At 39.8% G+C, this 17,612-nt stretch carries 21 protein-coding genes and 8 tRNA genes; 27 read left to right on the top strand and 2 right to left on the bottom strand.

Translation table 11 applies throughout. From position 1 onward, the window contains the following. Positions 1 to 42: 42 nt before the first annotated feature. The 4 genes from K9B36_RS14775 (at position 43) to K9B36_RS14760 (ending at position 3,486) form a co-directional block, all read left to right on the top strand. Positions 43 to 522 (top strand): PH domain-containing protein, encoded by a 480-nt coding sequence (locus K9B36_RS14775; protein WP_223703081.1) that lies wholly within the window; start codon positions 43 to 45, stop codon positions 520 to 522. Continuing rightward, complete coding sequence (locus K9B36_RS14770) at positions 509 to 1,984, top strand: PH domain-containing protein (RefSeq protein WP_223703080.1); 1,476 nt, start codon at positions 509 to 511, stop codon at positions 1,982 to 1,984. The genes K9B36_RS14775 and K9B36_RS14770 overlap by 14 nt, the downstream gene beginning before the upstream one ends. Before the next feature lie 244 nt (positions 1,985 to 2,228). Continuing rightward, a complete protein-coding gene (locus K9B36_RS14765; RefSeq protein ID WP_223703079.1) occupies positions 2,229 to 2,681 on the top strand; it encodes an HIT family protein in 453 nt (150 codons plus the stop codon). After that, positions 2,674 to 3,486: a protein phosphatase 2C domain-containing protein gene (locus tag K9B36_RS14760; protein ID WP_223703078.1), complete on the top strand. Its 813-nt coding sequence runs from the start codon at positions 2,674 to 2,676 to the stop codon at positions 3,484 to 3,486. The genes K9B36_RS14765 and K9B36_RS14760 overlap by 8 nt, the downstream gene beginning before the upstream one ends. Before the next feature lie 128 nt (positions 3,487 to 3,614). Here the strand turns inward: K9B36_RS14760 and K9B36_RS14755 are convergent, their stop codons facing one another. After that, on the bottom strand, positions 3,615 to 4,322 hold the full coding sequence (locus K9B36_RS14755; protein ID WP_223703077.1) for a rhomboid family intramembrane serine protease: 708 nt from the start codon (positions 4,320 to 4,322) through the stop codon (positions 3,615 to 3,617). 119 nt (positions 4,323 to 4,441) lie between these two features. Between K9B36_RS14755 and acpS the strand changes: the two genes are divergently transcribed. The 14 genes from acpS to K9B36_RS14685 all read left to right on the top strand — a co-directional run bounded on the left by acpS (position 4,442) and on the right by K9B36_RS14685 (position 15,684). Next, on the top strand, positions 4,442 to 4,801 hold the full coding sequence (acpS, locus tag K9B36_RS14750; RefSeq protein WP_223703075.1) for a holo-ACP synthase: 360 nt from the start codon (positions 4,442 to 4,444) through the stop codon (positions 4,799 to 4,801). A 142-nt stretch (positions 4,802 to 4,943) separates the two neighbouring features. Beyond that, positions 4,944 to 5,963, top strand: coding sequence for an outer membrane lipoprotein-sorting protein (locus K9B36_RS14745; protein ID WP_223703073.1), 1,020 nt, complete (start codon positions 4,944 to 4,946; stop codon positions 5,961 to 5,963). 350 nt (positions 5,964 to 6,313) lie between these two features. Beyond that, entirely contained in the window at positions 6,314 to 7,486 is a 1,173-nt protein-coding gene (gene alr, locus K9B36_RS14740) for an alanine racemase (protein WP_223703157.1), read from the top strand. A gap of 145 nt (positions 7,487 to 7,631) precedes the next feature. Beyond that, entirely contained in the window at positions 7,632 to 7,913 is a 282-nt protein-coding gene (locus tag K9B36_RS14735; RefSeq protein WP_078382395.1) for a CopG family ribbon-helix-helix protein, read from the top strand. A 4-nt stretch (positions 7,914 to 7,917) separates the two neighbouring features. Beyond that, on the top strand, positions 7,918 to 8,268 hold the full coding sequence (gene ndoA / locus K9B36_RS14730) for a type II toxin-antitoxin system endoribonuclease NdoA (protein ID WP_010195163.1): 351 nt from the start codon (positions 7,918 to 7,920) through the stop codon (positions 8,266 to 8,268). A gap of 285 nt (positions 8,269 to 8,553) precedes the next feature. Next, the gene (locus tag K9B36_RS14725) at positions 8,554 to 9,381 is read left to right on the top strand and encodes an RsbT co-antagonist protein RsbRA (protein ID WP_223703072.1); all 828 of its coding nucleotides are present in this window, start codon (positions 8,554 to 8,556) and stop codon (positions 9,379 to 9,381) included. Further along, on the top strand, positions 9,378 to 9,734 hold the full coding sequence (locus K9B36_RS14720; RefSeq protein WP_223703071.1) for an STAS domain-containing protein: 357 nt from the start codon (positions 9,378 to 9,380) through the stop codon (positions 9,732 to 9,734). Before K9B36_RS14725 ends, K9B36_RS14720 begins: the two co-directional genes overlap by 4 nt. A 4-nt stretch (positions 9,735 to 9,738) precedes the next feature. Next, positions 9,739 to 10,140, top strand: coding sequence for an anti-sigma regulatory factor (locus tag K9B36_RS14715; RefSeq protein WP_223703070.1), 402 nt, complete (start codon positions 9,739 to 9,741; stop codon positions 10,138 to 10,140). Between the two features lie 14 nt (positions 10,141 to 10,154). Next, entirely contained in the window at positions 10,155 to 11,162 is a 1,008-nt protein-coding gene (locus K9B36_RS14710) for a PP2C family protein-serine/threonine phosphatase (RefSeq protein ID WP_223703069.1), read from the top strand. A gap of 75 nt (positions 11,163 to 11,237) precedes the next feature. Next, the gene (locus K9B36_RS14705; RefSeq protein ID WP_223703068.1) at positions 11,238 to 11,546 is read left to right on the top strand and encodes an STAS domain-containing protein; all 309 of its coding nucleotides are present in this window, start codon (positions 11,238 to 11,240) and stop codon (positions 11,544 to 11,546) included. A gap of 22 nt (positions 11,547 to 11,568) precedes the next feature. After that, complete coding sequence (rsbW, locus tag K9B36_RS14700; RefSeq protein WP_223703067.1) at positions 11,569 to 12,045, top strand: anti-sigma B factor RsbW; 477 nt, start codon at positions 11,569 to 11,571, stop codon at positions 12,043 to 12,045. Next, the gene (gene sigB, locus K9B36_RS14695) at positions 12,020 to 12,805 is read left to right on the top strand and encodes an RNA polymerase sigma factor SigB (RefSeq protein WP_223703066.1); all 786 of its coding nucleotides are present in this window, start codon (positions 12,020 to 12,022) and stop codon (positions 12,803 to 12,805) included. The genes rsbW and sigB overlap by 26 nt, the downstream gene beginning before the upstream one ends. Next, positions 12,802 to 13,401, top strand: coding sequence for a PP2C family serine/threonine-protein phosphatase (locus K9B36_RS14690; RefSeq protein WP_223703065.1), 600 nt, complete (start codon positions 12,802 to 12,804; stop codon positions 13,399 to 13,401). Before sigB ends, K9B36_RS14690 begins: the two co-directional genes overlap by 4 nt. A gap of 99 nt (positions 13,402 to 13,500) precedes the next feature. Then, the gene (locus K9B36_RS14685) at positions 13,501 to 15,684 is read left to right on the top strand and encodes a Tex family protein (protein ID WP_223703064.1); all 2,184 of its coding nucleotides are present in this window, start codon (positions 13,501 to 13,503) and stop codon (positions 15,682 to 15,684) included. An 88-nt stretch (positions 15,685 to 15,772) separates the two neighbouring features. Here K9B36_RS14685 and cmpA read toward each other — a convergent pair whose 3' ends face one another. Next, entirely contained in the window at positions 15,773 to 15,883 is a 111-nt protein-coding gene (cmpA, locus tag K9B36_RS14680) for a cortex morphogenetic protein CmpA (RefSeq protein ID WP_223703063.1), read from the bottom strand. 104 nt (positions 15,884 to 15,987) lie between these two features. Between cmpA and K9B36_RS14675 the strand changes: the two genes are divergently transcribed. From K9B36_RS14675 to K9B36_RS14635, 9 genes are all read left to right on the top strand, one after another. Next, complete coding sequence (locus K9B36_RS14675; protein ID WP_223703062.1) at positions 15,988 to 16,455, top strand: SprT family protein; 468 nt, start codon at positions 15,988 to 15,990, stop codon at positions 16,453 to 16,455. A gap of 183 nt (positions 16,456 to 16,638) precedes the next feature. Beyond that, a tRNA-Asn gene (locus K9B36_RS14670) sits at positions 16,639 to 16,713 on the top strand. 5 nt (positions 16,714 to 16,718) lie between these two features. Continuing rightward, positions 16,719 to 16,809: transfer RNA gene (locus tag K9B36_RS14665), tRNA-Ser, on the top strand. Between the two features lie 8 nt (positions 16,810 to 16,817). Further along, positions 16,818 to 16,889, top strand: a tRNA-Glu gene (locus K9B36_RS14660). Between the two features lie 51 nt (positions 16,890 to 16,940). Next, a tRNA-Val gene (locus tag K9B36_RS14655) sits at positions 16,941 to 17,016 on the top strand. 86 nt (positions 17,017 to 17,102) lie between these two features. After that, positions 17,103 to 17,177 (top strand) — tRNA-Gln (locus K9B36_RS14650). Between the two features lie 19 nt (positions 17,178 to 17,196). Next, a tRNA-Leu gene (locus K9B36_RS14645) sits at positions 17,197 to 17,280 on the top strand. A gap of 19 nt (positions 17,281 to 17,299) precedes the next feature. Beyond that, positions 17,300 to 17,382 (top strand) — tRNA-Leu (locus K9B36_RS14640). A gap of 100 nt (positions 17,383 to 17,482) precedes the next feature. Beyond that, positions 17,483 to 17,559, top strand: a tRNA-Arg gene (locus tag K9B36_RS14635). The last annotated feature ends 53 nt before the right edge of the window (positions 17,560 to 17,612 follow it).

Here is a 17,612-nt window from a genome sequence, read left to right as displayed (position 1 = left end):
AGAAGAGGTTTGGTATATATAGAGAGAGAAGGAGGGGGAAAAGTGAGACCAGAACCTAAGCAACGTATTGACAAAAAGGCACTTTCCGTTTGGAGAATATCAGCAAGCTTAAATGCTCTATTCTACTTGGTTCTGTTAGGTGCTTTCTGGTTTTTGCAACGATTTTTCGCTACACCACCATGGGCTTTTGTTGTAGCGGTGATATTATTTATTATTATTGTTTTCGTATCGGTTTTTCTTTTACCTGTTTTACAGTGGAGGCGTTGGAGATTTGAAGTTCATGAACATGAAATTGACTTGCAACGGGGGATATTCATTAAAAAACGCACACTAGTCCCAATGGTCCGAGTTCAGCATGTAGATACAAAACAAGGACCTATTCTGCAACGCTATTCTTTATCGACAGTAATTATCTCAACTGCAGCCACTGTGCATGAAATTCCGGCATTAGATGCAGAACAAGCGGATCAATTAAGAGATTACATATCCAAGTTGGCAAGGGTATCTGATGATGATGTCTGAGCGAAAACGGCTGCATCCAGCTTCAATTATAGATACGGTATTTATGAACTTAAAGGGAATCGCCCTCCCAGCAATCGTTTTCCTGTTCTTTGGCAGTAGAGGAGATGGTTTTTTCGGATTCCTTTATTTTGGAGCCATATTAGTTCTATTAACTGCCTACATCGGGTACGGTGTGGCAGTGTGGTATCGCTTTTATTATTGGATTGAAGATAGTGAATTAAGGATAGAAAGTGGAGTATTTATTAAAAATAGACGCTTTATACCACGTGAAAGAATTCAGACGATTGATACATCAGAGGGAATTATTCAGCGAATTTTTGGCCTTGTGAAGGTGCAAGTGGAGACGGCTGGTGGTGGAGCGGAAGCAGAAGCGGTATTAACTGCTGTAACAAAAGAGGAAGCACAAAATTTAAGGGGTGCTTTACTGTATAAAGAAAGACCTCTACAGGAAGGGGAAGAGCATGATCTGGGCAACTTGGAAGAAGATGCTTTTCCAAAGGAGGATATAAAGAAGCCAACCTATAAAGTTTCTTGGAGTACCTTATTTCTTGTAGGAACAACCTCTGGAGGTATTGGAGTTGTTTTATCTGCAGTGATTGCTTTCGCCTCTCAGTTCGATCAGTTTATACCTTACGATGATATAGTGGATCGTTTTGATCTGGTGCTGCAAACAAGTGTCTATTTTATTGCCTCGGTGGTCTTTCTGATACTCCTGGTCTCCTGGCTGATTTCCATAGCAATGACGATGTTCAAATACGGAAATTTTACAGTGGTAAAACAGGGAGATGAGCTCTTGATTTCTCGTGGAATCATTGAGAAAAAGCAACTAACAATTCCGCTTTCGAGAATTCAGGCAGTTCGTGTTTCGCAAAATATTATAAGACAGCCCTTTGGGTTGGCTACCGTATTTGTTGAAAGTGCAGGTAGCGCAGGAGACAAAGAAGCAGGTTTTTCCACTCTTCTCTTTCCATTAGTGAAATTAAAAGAGGTGGAGGCGCTAGTACAAGAATTCACTCCTGCTTATCAATTGCAAGCTGAAACACATGGTTTACCGAAACGAGCTTTGCCGCGCTTTATAATCAAACTTGTGGTGCCAGCAATAATTATTGCTTCGGCAGTTGCCTACCTCTTCCAACCGTATGGCTTTATAGCCTATATTCTGGTGTTGTTTGCCGCCTCTTTAGCGTACGGACAATTCACGGCAGGAGGATGGAATGTCCAAGGAAACCAGCTCCAGTTGTCGTATCGGACGGTAAGTAAGACGATTGTTATGGTTCACAAAAAGAGGGTACAGTCTTTTGAATGGAAAGAATCGAAGTTTCAAAGCCGTAAAGAGTTACAAACAATAAATGCAGCAATTAAAACGAGTATAGGTTTTAAAAATTTCAGGGTAGTGGATGTGGAAAAAGAGGATGGGTCCGCTATTTTCGATTGGTATACTTATGAAGAAAAGCAAGGATAGAGGATGAATCAAATTTATATAGCTGTACTGTTGGAGGTTCAATTTAATTATAAATTGAACTTCCTTTTTTTATGGCGGTGCTAAATGCAGCTGCTGATACCCTCAAAATATTACGTTTATCCGAGGGGAGTGCAGGCATTCGAGGGTCTTGGTGAAGCTGGAATAACCTTTTCTAGAAAATTATACCATTACACCTGTATTTATATTATACTTTTAGAAATATTTAAAAAAGGAGACAATTTCTATGAATGATTGTTTTATTTGTAATAAGCACTCTGGAAATATTCAAACTTCGGGAGTAATGATTTACGAGGACGATTTTGTTTATGTTGGTCATATTGATAGCAATGGAGATTCAACCTATTTAGGTCATATTATGATTGACTTAAAGAGGCATGCTCCAACCCTTGGTGATATGAATATGGAAGAAGCGAAATCGTTTGGAATGATTATTGCAAGAGTTAGCAAAGCACTTTTAGAAACCGAAAATGCTGAACATATCTATTCATATGTTATGGGTGATGCTGTTCCTCATCTTCATATGCACTTAGTACCACGTTATCCGCGTACACCTAGAGAATATTGGGGACCAACCGCTGTTAAAGACTGGAAAGATGCTCCTATGGGTGACAATAAAGATGTCAGGGACCTTTGTATGCGTATAAAAATATATCTAGAGGAAAATAGAAATGAGTAACCGTATGAAAGATTTTAGCTGGGTAGGGAGCCAAGCAAATTTTATTGATAAACCAAATATTCTTCAACTCAATCAAATTGTGGTAGGGCGTTATGGTGGTAATTCGGACGCAGGACAATATAAGAATGAAGACGGATGCTTGGTATGGGTAAATGAAAAGGAAGATTGGGAATTCACCATCCTTCTTGATGCGCATAGTAGTTCTGAGAGTGCTGAAATTATTTTAGAGCTATTTGCTAAGGAAAGCTCTCAATTAAGGCATTTATTTTCTTTGCAGACAACTCAGCAAACTTTTAAAAGGGTCGAAGAGAAGATATTAACTATGTTTCAATCTAAAGAATTTATAAGAGATTGCCAAAATTGCAAAGGTGAAACCGCTTGTTTAATTGTGTTAAGGAAAGATAAATATGTGTGGTGGTTTTCGGTCGGGGATTGTGTTATATATTTGTTTCATGAAGAACTAGCCACCCTAGGTCAGTATCAGCTAAATCAAAGACAATTTTATCAATGGATAGGAAAAGTTAATACTTTTGAAAAGGATGTGCCTTGTTATAGTGTGGGTATCAAGGAATTAAGAAAAGGGGAAAACCGAATCTTTTTAACTACTGATGGTTTAATTGAATGCCCAAATGAACCATATTCAAATCCAATAAACATTTACAAATCTTTCATTACCTCTCAAAAAGATGATAGCATCATTAAGTTAATGCTAAAAAATATTATCCATAATAATGTTAGAGATAGCACTACCATAGTTTCCTGGAAAGTTAATATATTGAAGGAAGCCACTAGACCGAGCGATTAGTAGTAAAAAAAGAGGTGCAACCTGCACCTCTTTTTTACTGCGTTTATAATTTCCAAATTATGTTTTTAGGTCGCGTTTTTTTAAGAGTGTGAATTGGTCTATCGTAGGTAAAGCAAACCCTGCAAATCTTACAAGAACCTAGACATTACGCCAAGTACTACAAGCACAATCAGGATTGCCCAAAAAATTGACTGTCCTCTGGTTCTTCGGTTAGAAGAACGATTGATATTGGGGAATATCTGGCGGAAGGAACGGCCATAGAATCCTCTTCCAAGGAAGAATGGTGCCAAGATGGTACCAGCCAGAAATCCAAATAGATGTGCATAGATATTCACGTTTTCTGTAAAAAAGGTCATAACAAGAGAGATGGCAAGTATGACAAGGATAATCTGAGAGTTTGCTGTATCAAGCAGGTCAGGTCGAAAGAAAACCATATACAGATAGACGCCAAATAACGCAAATATTGCTCCGGATGCTCCGAGGTGGGAATAGTGAAGTGGTGCCAAATAAAGTGTGGCGATATTAGCTAATACTCCCCCCAGAAGGTAGATGAGTATAAACTTCCACTTTCCTAGCATTCTTTCAAGACCTGGGCCGAAAAGAACAAGCGACAGTGAGTTGAAAAGTAAATGAGTGATAGAGGAATGTAAGAAAATTGGTGTCACAAGCCTCCAAAGCTCTCCTTGAAATATAGAAAAGTTATAGCCTATTGTAAGATTTAGAACATAGGAAGAGAACTGGACAATCAACCATAACAGTAGATGAATAGCCACAATTGTGGTAATAATAGGATATAAATTTGTAAAAGTACGAAAATTTTCCGTTCGAACAAACATGGTTCTTCACTCCTTCTTATCTAAGAGTACCACGAGGTGTTTTAAAAGTCTTTTACAGTGCTTTCTAGCCTGTAAATCATCATGATACATTTGATTATATGTGAAAGGCAGGGTGTTATATGATTATAGGTACTGGCATTGATATTGTGGAAATAGAGCGAATCGAAGCGTTAATGAATCGTCAGCATAACTTTGTGGATCGAGTGTTGACCCCTGAAGAAAAAGTGCTATTCATCTCCCTAAGTGAGAAAAGAAAAGCTGAATATCTTGCTGGAAGATTTTCTGCCAAAGAGGCCTTTTCCAAAGCCTATGGCACAGGGATTGGCAAAGAATTAAGTTTTCAAGATATGAATATTGCAACTACAGAAAAAGGAAAGCCGTATTTCACCAAGCCATTATCCAATAATGTTCACTTATCCATTTCTCATAGCGAGCATTATGCAATTGCTCAAGTAATTATTGAAAGCAAGGAAAGCTAGTCTGCATATTCCCTAGGCTTGCCTCATATACATAATTCAGAAAGGAGACAAGGTGTACAAGTAAAAGGTGTTATTTCACTTTATTATCTTCTCACTTTTTCTCTAAGGTAATCATGTAATTAAGGCAAAGGGGATGAAAAAATTGAGAAAAGCATGGCTTTTGTTAATGGTGGGTATTGTGAGTATCCTAGTTCTAGCAGGGTGCGGCACTAAATCCCAGGAAGATGTAACGGCAGCATTAGGCAAAAAAGTGGAAGAAATGAAAAGCTATGAATCTAATGCGAAAATGACGCTGCAAACAGGTGCGGAGCCACAGGTGTATGAAGTGCAAATTGGTCATAAAAAGCCAACGTATTATCGTGTTAATCTGAAAAATGCTCAAAAAGATCAAAGTCAAATTATCATCCGTAACGATGAAGGAGTATTCGTATTAACGCCGGCTCTAAATAAAAGCTTCCGCTTTCATAGCGAATGGCCACAGAACAGCAGCCAAGCTTATCTTTATGAGTCTCTAGTTAACGATATCAAAAATGATCCCGACGCAACCTTCAAGGCTACGGAAGAGCATTATGTATATGAAACGAAAACAAATTATCAAAACAATAAGCTTTTGCCTACACAAGAAATTACTTTAAATAAAAGTGACCTAACACCAGTGAGTGTGAAGGTAATGGATCCTGATAAAAAGCCTCTAGTGTTAGTGGAGTTTTCCGATTTCAAGTTTGATGCAAGCTTCGATGAAGATGCATTTGATGTAAAGAAAAACATGGCAGGTGCTCAAATGGGACTTCCTACTTCTGGTCAAGTGAGTGAGGAAGATGAGATGGTGTTCAATGTACTAGTCCCTAATGATATTCCAGCAGGTAGTGAAATTAAAGAGCAGAAGGAAGTAACTACGGAGAATGGAAAACGCGTCGTCACCACTTTTGTTGGGGAGCGATCTTTTACTCTAGTTCAAGAAAAGGCCCGCTATTCTGATGTTGCTACATCTTCCTTTGTAAGTGGTGAGCCGGTAGATCTAGGCTTCACGGTAGGTGCGTTAACGGAAAATACTCTTACTTGGAATTATGAAGGCATGGATTTTACAATAGCTTCAGAGGATCTGTCTCAAGATGAGATGATGATGGTTGCTCGTTCGGTGCAAGGTGCAGCGGTTAAATAAGATAAGAAGGTGGCAGGCTCTGATGAGGGGCCTGTATTTTTTTGGTTTTTTTGTGGTTGGTGGTTGGGATGAATGGTGGAGGTGGTAGCGCTCAAGACCGGGGCCTGACCCCTTTTTGGTTGGTGCATGGAAGGTATGGTGGGGGTTGGTAGCGCTCAAGACCGGGGCCTGACCCCTTTTTTGGTTGGTGGGGGATTTTGTGGTGGGGCGCTTAGGTTGGGTTGGGGTAGGTGGTTTGGTGGGTAGTTGAAGTTTGGGTTTTGAGGGGGGATCGTTGGTTTTGGCTTTAGTTTTTTTGGGTTTTTGGGTATGATAGGGGGATGATGATTGAGAAGGAAGTGCTTGGGGAAATGTCGAGTTTTCATCGCGATACGTGGGTAGAGGTAGATCTTGATGGTATATATGAAAATGTTCAGGCGTTACAAAGGTATGTGACCGAGGATGTTTCCATTATTGCTGTGGTTAAAGCGAATGCGTATGGGCATGGCGATGCACAGGTTGCGAAAGTGGCGCTTGAAGCGGGTGCAAAGTATCTGGCAGTATCTTTTCTAGATGAAGCGATTGCCTTAAGGGAGCAGGGGATAAAAGCGCCAATTTTAGTTTTGGGTGCTTCGAGAGTGAGTGATATCGGTCTTGCTGCCAAAGAAAATATCACATTAACGGTTTTCCAAAAAGAATGGTTGGAAGAAGCGGAAAGTGTTTATAAAGAAAATCAACCTATTAGGTTGCATCTGAAATTAGATACGGGAATGGGACGAATTGGAGCGAGAACGAAAAAGGAGGCTGTAGAAATAGTCTCTTATATCAAATCGTGCGATCGGTTCAGTTTGGAAGGTGTCTATACACACTTTGCGACCGCGGATGAATTGCAATCAACTTATATCGAAACACAGTTTGAACGTTTTTCCGGGCTGCTGAAAGAAATTAAACAGCTACATCCTATTTCAATGATTCATTGCGGAAATAGTGCTACTGCCTTAAGGTTTCCTGGGAGAGTTTTTAATGCGGTTCGAGTGGGGATTGCCATGTACGGTCTAACACCATCACCAGAAATGACACCGATCTTACCGTTTCCCCTCAGTGAAGCTTTTTCCCTTTGTACAAAATTAGTACATGTGAAAAAACTTGATTTAGGAGAAAGCGTAAGCTATGGTGCGACCTATACTACGAAAAAAGAAGAGTGGATTGGGACTGTTCCGGTCGGATATGCAGATGGATGGACCCGGAAGCTTCAAGGAATGAATGTGCTGGTGGATGGGAAACTTGCTCCGATTGTTGGTCGTGTTTGCATGGATCAATTCATGATAAAACTTCCTTATGAGTTACCCCTCGGTACCGTGGTTACTTTAATCGGCAAGCAAGGGGATTTGCAGATAAGCTCGAATGATATTGCTGAGAAATTGGAAACCATCAACTATGAAATCCCCTGTATGATAAGTTACAGGGTACCACGCATGTTTTTGCGAAATAAGAGTATAATGGAAGTGAGAAATTATTTGCAAGACAAACCAATATTGGAATAAAAGGTAAGACTTTGCATAAAAAAGGTTTCTTGTTGCGATAATAGATAGGAATTCACCAAATATCTCTTTGCAATTTCATGTAATGATGGTAATATGTAATATGGAATAGTAATATACGTGTCTGTAGTTCTTGGAGGTGTATGCTGTGTCTGAATCCAGCGCAACAACTGAAATCTTAATTCGATTACCTCAAAACTTAGTATCGGAGTTAGATGGTTTGGTAAAACAAGAAAACGGCAATCGAAACGAATTAATTTATCAAGCAACAAAAATGTATCTTCGTGAAAGAAAAAAGCGTCAAATTCGCGAATCTATGAGACGTGGCTACATGGAGATGTCTAAAATTAATTTAAACATTGCATCTGAAGCTTTTCTTGCAGAATATGAGGCGGAGCATACGGTTGAACGCTTAGTTAGCGGGGGGTAATCATTTGATTGTCAAACGCGGTGACGTTTATTTTGCTGATTTATCCCCGGTAGTTGGGTCTGAGCAAGGAGGCGTTCGACCAGTTCTTGTCATCCAAAATGATATAGGAAATCGCTTTAGCCCGACCGTTATTGTAGCTGCAATTACTGCTCAAATTCAGAAAGCAAAACTTCCTACACATGTAGAGATCGATGCGAAGCGTTATGGTTTTGAACGTGACTCCGTTATATTGCTCGAACAAATTCGAACAATAGATAAACAGAGACTGACCGACAAAATAACTCATCTAGATGAGGAAATGATGGACAAAGTGGATGAGGCGCTTCAAATAAGTTTAGGACTTATTGACTTCTGATATTTTGGATCCGTTAGTAAGAGCTATTCACAGTAGAAAGTGAGTAGCTTTTTTTAATTTAATACCCGATTGGTGCACATACAAGCACAAGCGCTAGTCTAAAACACAAGTGCTTGTGCTTTTCTTTTAATTTCCACAATTTATAGGATAATAAACCTATATATACCAAGATTGTAATAGAACATATTTGACAGATAAAATGATTAAAATTTATAGTATATATAGCGGAAAATTAATTTTAATGTCGAATTCATAATATATACATCAAAAAAAGGGGACGGTAGAATGAATCAAGGGATAATAAATTTCATTGAGGAAAACCGTGAAACAATCTTCACTCAATGGATTGAAGGAATAGATGAAATAGGAGAGAAGAAGGAACTAAAGGCAATTTCAGAAAAGGTTTATTTAAGCACGAGTCGTGAATATATCAACCTTCTTCTTAACAACATCAGCATGGATATAGATAACCTTTCTACCAAGCTTACCGATTTTGCTGAGAAAATAGTCCGTTTCGGCTGGCCTCTTTTATATGTTACAGAAGGTCTTTCGTTGTTCGGCAAAATAGTGTTTGAGGGAATGACGGATGAAACGGAAGATTCCAAGAAGGTCTCACTAATGTACGATTTTGATCAGTGGCTTCGACCGGTTTATAACGAAATTGTAAAAACTTATACAGGTACATGGGAGCATACGGTTTCCATGCAAAAAATAGCGCTACAGGAATTGGCTGCACCTTTGATTCCTGTTTTCGATAGAATATCTGTTATGCCACTGGTTGGGACAATTGATACCGAACGTGCTAGACAGATTATGGAAAATCTACTTCAAGGGGTTGTTAAACACCGTGCAGAAGTAGTTCTTATTGATATTACAGGTGTACCTGTAGTGGATACGATGGTAGCGCATCACATCATTCAAGCGGCAGAAGCCGTCCGTTTAGTAGGTGCTAAGTGTCTGTTGGTAGGGATACGTCCAGAGATTGCTCAGACCATCGTAAACTTAGGAATCAACCTTGACCAGATTATTACGAAAAACTCCTTGAAAAAAGGAATTGAAACTGCTTTGGAAATAACGAATAGAAAAATTGTGACTGCGGGGGATTCTGTATGAGAATACCAATTTTAAAGCTTCATAACTGCCTGCTCATCTCTATCCAATGGGAATTGGATGATAACACAGCATTGCAATTTCAAGAAGATCTTCTAAATCGAATCCATGAAACAGGTGCAAATGGAGTAGTGATCGATTTGACGTCTGTTGATATGATCGACTCTTTTATAGCAAAAGTACTTGGTGATGTAATTAGCATGTCAAAACTGATGGGTGCAAAAGTGGTGTTAACCGGAATTCAGCCAGCTGTAGCAATTACACTAGTTGAACTAGGAATTCATCTGGATGAAGTTTTTACAGCGCTTGATTTAGAAAAAGGTCTGGAGAAATTACAACAGGAACTGGGGGAGTAAAAAGATGACTGTCCAATCCTGTGTGAAAATAAAGAATGAGTGGGACATCGTGGCTGCTCGACAAATGGGCAGAAACGTTGCCAAAGATCTTGGGTTCGGTATTGTCGACCAAGCGAGGATAACAACTGCGATATCTGAATTGGCAAGAAATATATATTTATATGCAGGTACAGGTCAAATTTGTATCGAAGAATTAAGCGAATATGGAAAAACAGGATTAAGAGTAATATCTACGGATGATGGTCCTGGAATCACGGACGTTAGACAAGTGATGCAGGATGGTTTTTCCACATCGGGTGGTTTGGGTGCAGGATTACCTGGAGTGAAACGATTAATGGATTCGTTTCATCTAGACTCGGAATCTGGACAAGGCACGACAATCACAGCTGTAAAGTGGGTTCGCTAAAGGGAGGATAGCCCATGAATTATGAGGAGTTAGAGGGGCAGTATAGAGAGATATTATCAGCCTATTTAAACCACCAGTCGGAGGAAGCTTTATATAAAGGACAAGAATTCAGCAGAAGGTTATTAGCTGAAAAAGTTTCTCCTGAGGAGATTATTAGTGTCCATAAAGGAATGCTTCAAGATCTTTCCCCTGAGATACCTCCCGATATTTTACATTCACTTGATATTTTATTAGAAGTGATGATAGGGTATGGTATAGCCTACCGTGAGCACCAAAGCTTGCGGCATCGTCAACAGGAGATTCAGACGGAAATTGAAATTGCTGCAAATGTACAACAGACGCTATTGGAGACTAAGGTGCCAGAAACGGATTCTGTTGAAATAGGAGCAATAAGTGTGCCTGCTAGACACATGAACGGGGATTATTACCATTTTGTTCACAATGAAAATGATTCGTTCAGTTTAGCGATTGCGGATGTAATTGGAAAAGGTATTCCCGCTGCGATGTGTATGTCGATGATTAAATATGCGATGGATAGTTTACCTGACACAAGAGTAGCACCGAGCTACGTATTGGGTAACTTAAATAGAGTGGTAGAACAGAATGTGGATGACAGTATGTTCATCACCATGTTCTATGGAATGTATGATCTAACGAAACAACTATTTTCTTTTGCATCAGCCGGACATGAGCCGCCGCTTTATTATGATGCAAAGACAGATGAATTCTATGAACTTGATGCAAGAGGGCTTGTGCTCGGAATTGATCGCCACGCTACGTATGAGCAATATGAGAAGCAGATTGAACTTAATGACATGGTCATCCTATTCAGTGATGGAGTCACAGAGTGCAGAACCGAGGAAGGATTTATTGAAGTCGATAAGATTATAGACTTAATTAGATCTTATATACATTTACCGCCTCAGGCTATTGTGGAACTTGTGTTTCGAGATTTGGATAAGATACAGGATTTTCAATTAAGAGATGACTTCACATTAATTATTTTGAAAAGAAGTGTTTAATAGTTTGAAAAGAGGGTATTAAGTATTAGGATGACCGAAAATGGAATTCTAATTCATGGTTGAGGTGAAAAGCAAATGAATATGGAAATTCAAATAAAGGAAGAAGTAAATGAGAAGCTCGTGACATTAGAGGGTGAAATTGATGCCTATACAACTCCTAACATTAAGGAAAGTGTAGTACCTTTATTAGAGGGGTTCAGTGGAGAGATTGTTTTCGATCTATCCAATGTTAATTATATGGACAGCACCGGATTAGGGATGTTTGTAGGTTTCTTTAAAACCGTCAAGGCAAACAATGGTGCGTTTCGACTAATAGGACTTTCGGATCGACTTAAAAGATTATTTGATATAACTGGGTTAGCAGGAATAATGGAAATTAAATAAGTTCACTAAAGGTGGGGGAACAATGAACCGGGCTTATGATTATATAGAAATGGCTTTTCCGGCTAAGGCTGAATATGTAAGTATTATTCGACTTACTTTATCCGGAGTGGCAAATCGTATCGGATTTTCTTATGATGAAATAGAAGATATGAAGATAGCTTTAAGTGAAGCATGCACGAACGCTGTTGAACATGCTTATAAGCAGGATGAAGAAGGAAATATTAGGATTGGTTTCGGAATCTATCAAGATCGTCTTGAGTTGGTTGTAGCGGATAATGGGAAAAGCTTTGACTTTGAAAAGGTGAAAGAGGACCTTGGTCCATACACCGAAACACAACCAGTGGAAACTTTGCCAGAAGGAGGGCTCGGATTATTCTTAATCCAAACGCTGATGGATGATGTTAAAGTTCATAGCAATCAAGGCGTTACCGTCTTCATGACAAAGTATGTACAAGGAGAGCAGGTGGAAAGGGATGCAGAATCAATCTCCGTCCAGTAAACCGGACGTAAATTTGCTATTAGAACGATATCAGCAGGAAAACTGTGAGACATCGCAAGCGCAATTAGTCGAGCATTATACTGCACTGGTCGAATCCATCGCTCGTAAGTACTCGAGAGGGAAATCCTTCCATGAAGACCTATCTCAAGTCGGGATGATTGGATTGCTTGGTGCAATGAAACGTTTTGATGCAAGTTTTGGCAGGAGCTTTGAGGCTTTTGCTGTGCCGACTATTATAGGGGAAATTAAAAGATTTTTAAGGGACAAGACATGGAGTGTTCATGTGCCTCGAAGAATCAAAGAAATTGGACCTAAAATAAAATCGGCGGTTGAAGAGCTTACCAATGAACTTCAGCGTTCACCGAAAGTATATGAAATTGCTGACTTTCTAGAAGTGACGGAAGAGGAAGTATTGGAAGCGATGGAAATGAGTCAGAATTACCAAGCTTTATCGGTGGATAATGCAATCGAAGCTGATTCGGATGGAAGCACTGTAACGATTTTAGATATCGTTGGAAGTAAAGATGCAGGCTTTGAACAAGTCGATCAACAACAACTTCTGCAAAAAGTGTTGCATGTACTTTCAGAGAGAGAAAAACAGATTATTGAATGTACTTTCTTTCATAATATGAGCCAGAAAGAAACTGGTGAAAAGTTGGGGATTTCCCAGATGCATGTGTCAAGGCTTCAAAGAAAAGCCTTAACGAAATTGAAGAAAGCATTTTTGGCTGATAACTCGAGTGCGGAGATTTTTTCATGATTGAAAAATTTCAACATGTTAAGGCAACCGTAAATGCTTTCCAAGCTTCCAAAAACAATAAATATTTCTGTGGGGATAGCTATTATGTTAGTGCGACAGATGATTATTTTTTATGCGTCTTAGCAGATGGCTTAGGCAGTGGAGAGTTTGCAAATGAGGCATCTCAAGCAGCGATTTCTGCTGCCAAGCATCATGAAAAAGCAGATGTTTCAGAGATTATGAATGCATGTAACGATGCGATGAAGAATAAGCGTGGAGCTGCTGTATCTGTGTTTAAGGTAAGTTACGACCTACAAGAGGTTGTATACAGTTGTGTAGGGAATATCCGTTTCTTTCTTTATCCTCCGTCTGAAAAGCTAATCTATCCTCTCCCGGTCAAAGGCTATTTATCAGGGAAACCTCAAAAAATAAAAACTCATCGTTTTCCTTTTACTCCAAATATGAAGTTTTTTGTTTACTCTGATGGATTGAATATTCCTTCTGTTAGAAAGTACATTAAGGATATTCCTTCCGCATCATCCTTGCAAGAAATTGCATCCACCTATACATCAGAAGGTTTGGATGACGTAACAATCATTTCAGGCGAAATAAAATAGTCATTATTGGGACGAACAACAATTGTTGTTGGTCTTTTTCTTTTTTATCGTAAACTTTGATAAAATGGAAGAGGGAATATATGTTGGGAGGCAAAGAATGTGGAATGGACTGAAAAAAATTTAGAATTAGTTAATCTGCTCACAAGAGAGGTAGAAGTGACAAAAGCACAGGCGAAAAAGGTGATCTCGCTGTTAGAAGAGGGGAATACTGTTCCTTTTATCGCCAGGTACCGTAAAGAACAAACTGGTTCCTTGGATGAAGTGCAAATCAGAGCAATTATGGAAAAGTGGCAATACATACAGAACCTCGAAAATAGAAAAGAAGAAGTTATTCGATTAATAGAAGAACAAGGAAAGTTGACAGAGGAGCTTCGAGCAAGCCTTATTAAATCAACGAAACTTCAGCAAGTTGAAGACATCTATCGTCCGTATAAGCAAAAGAGAAGGACCAAAGCGACAGTAGCGAAAGAAAAAGGACTAGAACCGATGGCGACCTGGCTTATGAGTTTCCCTGCTGCTCCCTCTCTAGAGCAAAAGGCACAGGAGTTTCTATCAGAAGAGAAGGAAGTCGCTACAATAGAGGAAGTATTGGAGGGAGCCAAGGACATTATCGCGGAAACGATCTCGGACGAGGCAACCTTTCGCCAATATATTAGAACCCTTACCTTCAAGCATGGGCGTGTCGTATCAATTGTAAAAGATGAAGAAAAAGACGAAAAACAGGTATTTGCGATGTACTATGAGTATGAGGAGCCGGTCAATAAAATATTGCCGCACAGAATACTTGCAGTTAATCGTGGAGAAAAAGAAGGCATTCTCCGAGTCGCAATTAAGGCTCCTATAGAACAAGTGGTATCATACCTTAATAGACAATTAATAAAAAAAGAGCAGTCACAATCCACTCCCTTAGTAAAAGAATCGATAGAGGATAGTTATAAACGCCTTATCGAACCGGCCATTGAGCGTGAAGTCCGAAAAGAGTTAACGGAAAAAGCGGAAGAACAAGCTATTCATATTTTCTCAGAGAATTTACGTAATCTTCTTCTTCAGCCGCCACTTAAAGGGAAAATAGTTCTTGGGGTAGATCCCGCCTATCGCACGGGATGTAAGCTTTCTGTTGTTGATGAAACCGGCAAGGTTCTCTATATAGGAGTAATCTATCCGCACGCCCCTGTGAATAAGCGAGCAGAAGCCATAAAGACTTTACTTGACGTTCTTAAAACACACAAGATTGAAGTAGTGGCTGTCGGTAATGGGACAGCTTCAAGAGAAACAGAACAACTAATTGCAGAAGTGATTCAGCAATCAGGAGAAGCTATTTCATACTTAATTGTCAATGAAGCTGGCGCAAGTGTTTATTCTGCATCAGATCTAGCTAGAGAAGAGTTTCCGACACTCCAGGTAGAGGAAAGAAGTGCCGTTTCCATCGCACGACGATTGCAAGATCCTTTAGCGGAACTTGTAAAAATAGACCCAAAATCAGTAGGAGTTGGACAGTATCAGCATGATGTAGCCCAAAAAAGGTTAGCGGAATCGTTAAACTTTGTAGTAGAAACGGTAGTAAACCAAGTAGGGGTGAATGTAAACACAGCCTCCACTTCACTTCTTCAATATGTTGCTGGTTTATCAAAAACTGTCGCAACGAATATCGTAAAAAAACGGGACGAACAAGGTAAATTCACCAGTCGCTCCGAGTTAAAAGGTATTCCAAGATTAGGGGCGAAAACGTACGAACAGTGCATTGGTTTTCTACGTATCAATGATGGAAAACAACCGCTAGATCGTACAGACATTCACCCAGAAACATATCCAGATGTAAAAAAGTTACTTAAGCAACTAGGCTCCTCCGAGAAAGAAATAGGATCCGAAAGGCTACAACAGCTATTAAAAGATGTTAACGTAGAAGAAGTTTCCGAGAATCTAAGTATTGGAAACATCACCTTGCAAGATATTATCCAATCACTGATCCGTCCTGAACGTGACCCGCGCGATAATATGCCATCACCATTGCTAAAGCAAGATGTCCTGCGAATGGAGGATTTAAAAAAGGGAATGGAACTAGAGGGTACAGTACGAAATGTTGTGGACTTTGGAGCTTTTGTTGATATCGGAGTTAAACAAGATGGCTTAGTCCATATTTCTAAACTTAGCAACCGCTTTGTAAAACACCCCCTTGACGTTGTTTCAGTAGGAGACATCGTAACAGTTTGGGTGGAAGGTATCGAAGTAAACAAAGGACGAGTGTCCCTAACAATGCTAACACCAGAAAAGCAGGAAGTTTAACATCACCACCTTAACATTAAGTATGCATGAACCGGACTCTTATAATAGAGTCCGGTTTTTATCTAAGTGTAAGAAAAAAACCTTTAAGTTACCCGTTCTTTTTATTATAAAAAAACCAACATTGATTTAACATCTTAATTTGATACCTGTCTTTCTCAAGATAGGCTCGTTGTATTTGCTTTTTAAACCAAGAGGGCATACGGCTTACCTCCTTTTGTTCTTAGATAGGCGAAGTTTTCATTTATTAATACCTAGTTTATGCATTATAATTGGGAAGGTTCGACCTGAAAGGACGTGGCAATAATGGATGATTATCAACTGCAAAGATTAATAGAAGAGACCTCCTTGACCTATTTTCAGCTCCCTTTTACACATAAAAGTACATTTAACCCACGCCTGAAAACGACTGGTGGCAGATATCTAACCTCTTCAGGCAATATAGAGATAAACAAAAAATACTTTGATGCTTTCGGAATGGACGAACTTGTAGGAATTATTAAGCATGAGCTTTGTCATTATCATCTCCATCAACAGGGGAGAGGATATAAGCATGGAGATCAAGAGTTTAGGGTTCTCTTAAAACAGGTGGGTGCCCCTAGATTTTGTTCTTCGTTAGATAATACAAGAAGCGCTCCTCGTAAATATCGTTACTATATATGTGTTGACTGTCATTTTTTATATAAAAGAGTAAGAAAGGTGAATACAACGAAGTATCGCTGCGGAAAATGTAGAGGGAAACTAAAAGAAACAACTGCTCGTATTGACAGCTAAGTTATTTTTATGATATTTTATTTAAGCCGTTGTTTTACACAGAGCAAAAAACAAAATATTATCTTGTGCATTTTTAAAAACACTTGACTTTTTGACACAAGCTTATTAATATTAAAGCAGTCGGTATTGCTATTTCACGATAGCTCAGTTTTAAAAAACCGCTAATATTTTATGTTTTATTAATCCACCATAGCTCAGCGGTAGAGCATTCGGCTGTTAACCGAAGGGTCGTAGGTTCGAATCCTACTGGTGGAGCCAATTATGGGGAAGTACTCAAGTGGCTGAAGAGGCGCCCCTGCTAAGGGTGTAGGTCGCGCAAGCGGCGCGAGGGTTCAAATCCCTCCTTCTCCGCCATAATTTACGGCCCGTTGGTCAAGCGGTTAAGACACCGCCCTTTCACGGCGGTAACACGGGTTCGAATCCCGTACGGGTCACTACTAAGTGGGAAGCAGAACGATTAAGTTCTGCCTCCCATTTCTATCCCTGGAGGATTAGCTCAGCTGGGAGAGCACCTGCCTTACAAGCAGGGGGTCGGCGGTTCGATCCCGTCATCCTCCACCAGAGTGGCTTTGATTCCAGAAATTCTCTCTGGGGAGTAAGCTTATGCGGCATACTCAAAAGAAGCTATATAGATGAAGTATATTTAATGGGCTATAGCCAAGCGGTAAGGCAACGGACTTTGACTCCGTCATGCGTTGGTTCGAATCCAGCTAGCCCAGCCATTTTTATTTTCCTTTATATGCGGGTGTGGCGGGATTGGCAGACGCGCTAGACTTAGGATCTAGTGTCTTTGACGTGGGGGTTCGAGTCCCTTCACCCGCACCATATTTCCAGCCTTTTATTTGCGGTCGTGGCGGAATGGCAGACGCGCTAGGTTGAGGGCCTAGTGGGGGCAACCCCGTGGAAGTTCGACTCTTCTCGGCCGCATCGATAAAAATTACTTAAATAAAGTATTGACATTAAGTTCTCTACCTGGTATTATAGTTAAGTCGCCAAGAAACGGCGCATTGAATAAAAACTTAATTTAGCGCCCGTAGCTCAATTGGATAGAGCGTTTGACTACGGATCAAAAGGTTAGGGGTTCGAGTCCTCTCGGGCGCGCCACTATATAGATTGAACGGGGAGTAGCTCAGCTTGGTAGAGCACTTGGTTTGGGA

Origin of the sequence: Sutcliffiella deserti (assembly GCF_020037475.1) — a bacterium.
Taxonomy (GTDB): Bacteria; Bacillota; Bacilli; order Bacillales; family Bacillaceae_I; genus Sutcliffiella_A; species Sutcliffiella_A deserti.
The sequence above is the reverse complement of the archived record's forward strand: the minus strand, read 5'-3'. Positions and strand labels throughout refer to the sequence as shown.

What these genes read in the sequence shown, in the direction of transcription:
- K9B36_RS14705 (WP_223703068.1), top strand. Translation starts at nt 11,238, where the DNA reads ATGAATATGGAAATTCAAATAAAGGAAGAAGTAAATGAGAAGCTCGTG.
- alr (WP_223703157.1), top strand. Translation starts at nt 6,314, where the DNA reads ATGTCGAGTTTTCATCGCGATACGTGGGTAGAGGTAGATCTTGATGGT.
- K9B36_RS14770 (WP_223703080.1), top strand. Translation starts at nt 509, where the DNA reads ATGATGATGTCTGAGCGAAAACGGCTGCATCCAGCTTCAATTATAGAT.
- K9B36_RS14715 (WP_223703070.1), top strand. Translation starts at nt 9,739, where the DNA reads ATGACTGTCCAATCCTGTGTGAAAATAAAGAATGAGTGGGACATCGTG.
- K9B36_RS14765 (WP_223703079.1), top strand. Translation starts at nt 2,229, where the DNA reads ATGAATGATTGTTTTATTTGTAATAAGCACTCTGGAAATATTCAAACT.
- K9B36_RS14690 (WP_223703065.1), top strand. Translation starts at nt 12,802, where the DNA reads ATGATTGAAAAATTTCAACATGTTAAGGCAACCGTAAATGCTTTCCAA.
- acpS (WP_223703075.1), top strand. Translation starts at nt 4,442, where the DNA reads ATGATTATAGGTACTGGCATTGATATTGTGGAAATAGAGCGAATCGAA.
- K9B36_RS14725 (WP_223703072.1), top strand. Translation starts at nt 8,554, where the DNA reads ATGAATCAAGGGATAATAAATTTCATTGAGGAAAACCGTGAAACAATC.
- K9B36_RS14755 (WP_223703077.1), bottom strand. Translation starts at nt 4,322, where the DNA reads ATGTTTGTTCGAACGGAAAATTTTCGTACTTTTACAAATTTATATCCT.
- cmpA (WP_223703063.1), bottom strand. Translation starts at nt 15,883, where the DNA reads ATGCCCTCTTGGTTTAAAAAGCAAATACAACGAGCCTATCTTGAGAAA.
- K9B36_RS14720 (WP_223703071.1), top strand. Translation starts at nt 9,378, where the DNA reads ATGAGAATACCAATTTTAAAGCTTCATAACTGCCTGCTCATCTCTATC.
- K9B36_RS14675 (WP_223703062.1), top strand. Translation starts at nt 15,988, where the DNA reads ATGGATGATTATCAACTGCAAAGATTAATAGAAGAGACCTCCTTGACC.
- sigB (WP_223703066.1), top strand. Translation starts at nt 12,020, where the DNA reads ATGCAGAATCAATCTCCGTCCAGTAAACCGGACGTAAATTTGCTATTA.
- K9B36_RS14710 (WP_223703069.1), top strand. Translation starts at nt 10,155, where the DNA reads ATGAATTATGAGGAGTTAGAGGGGCAGTATAGAGAGATATTATCAGCC.
- rsbW (WP_223703067.1), top strand. Translation starts at nt 11,569, where the DNA reads ATGAACCGGGCTTATGATTATATAGAAATGGCTTTTCCGGCTAAGGCT.
- K9B36_RS14760 (WP_223703078.1), top strand. Translation starts at nt 2,674, where the DNA reads ATGAGTAACCGTATGAAAGATTTTAGCTGGGTAGGGAGCCAAGCAAAT.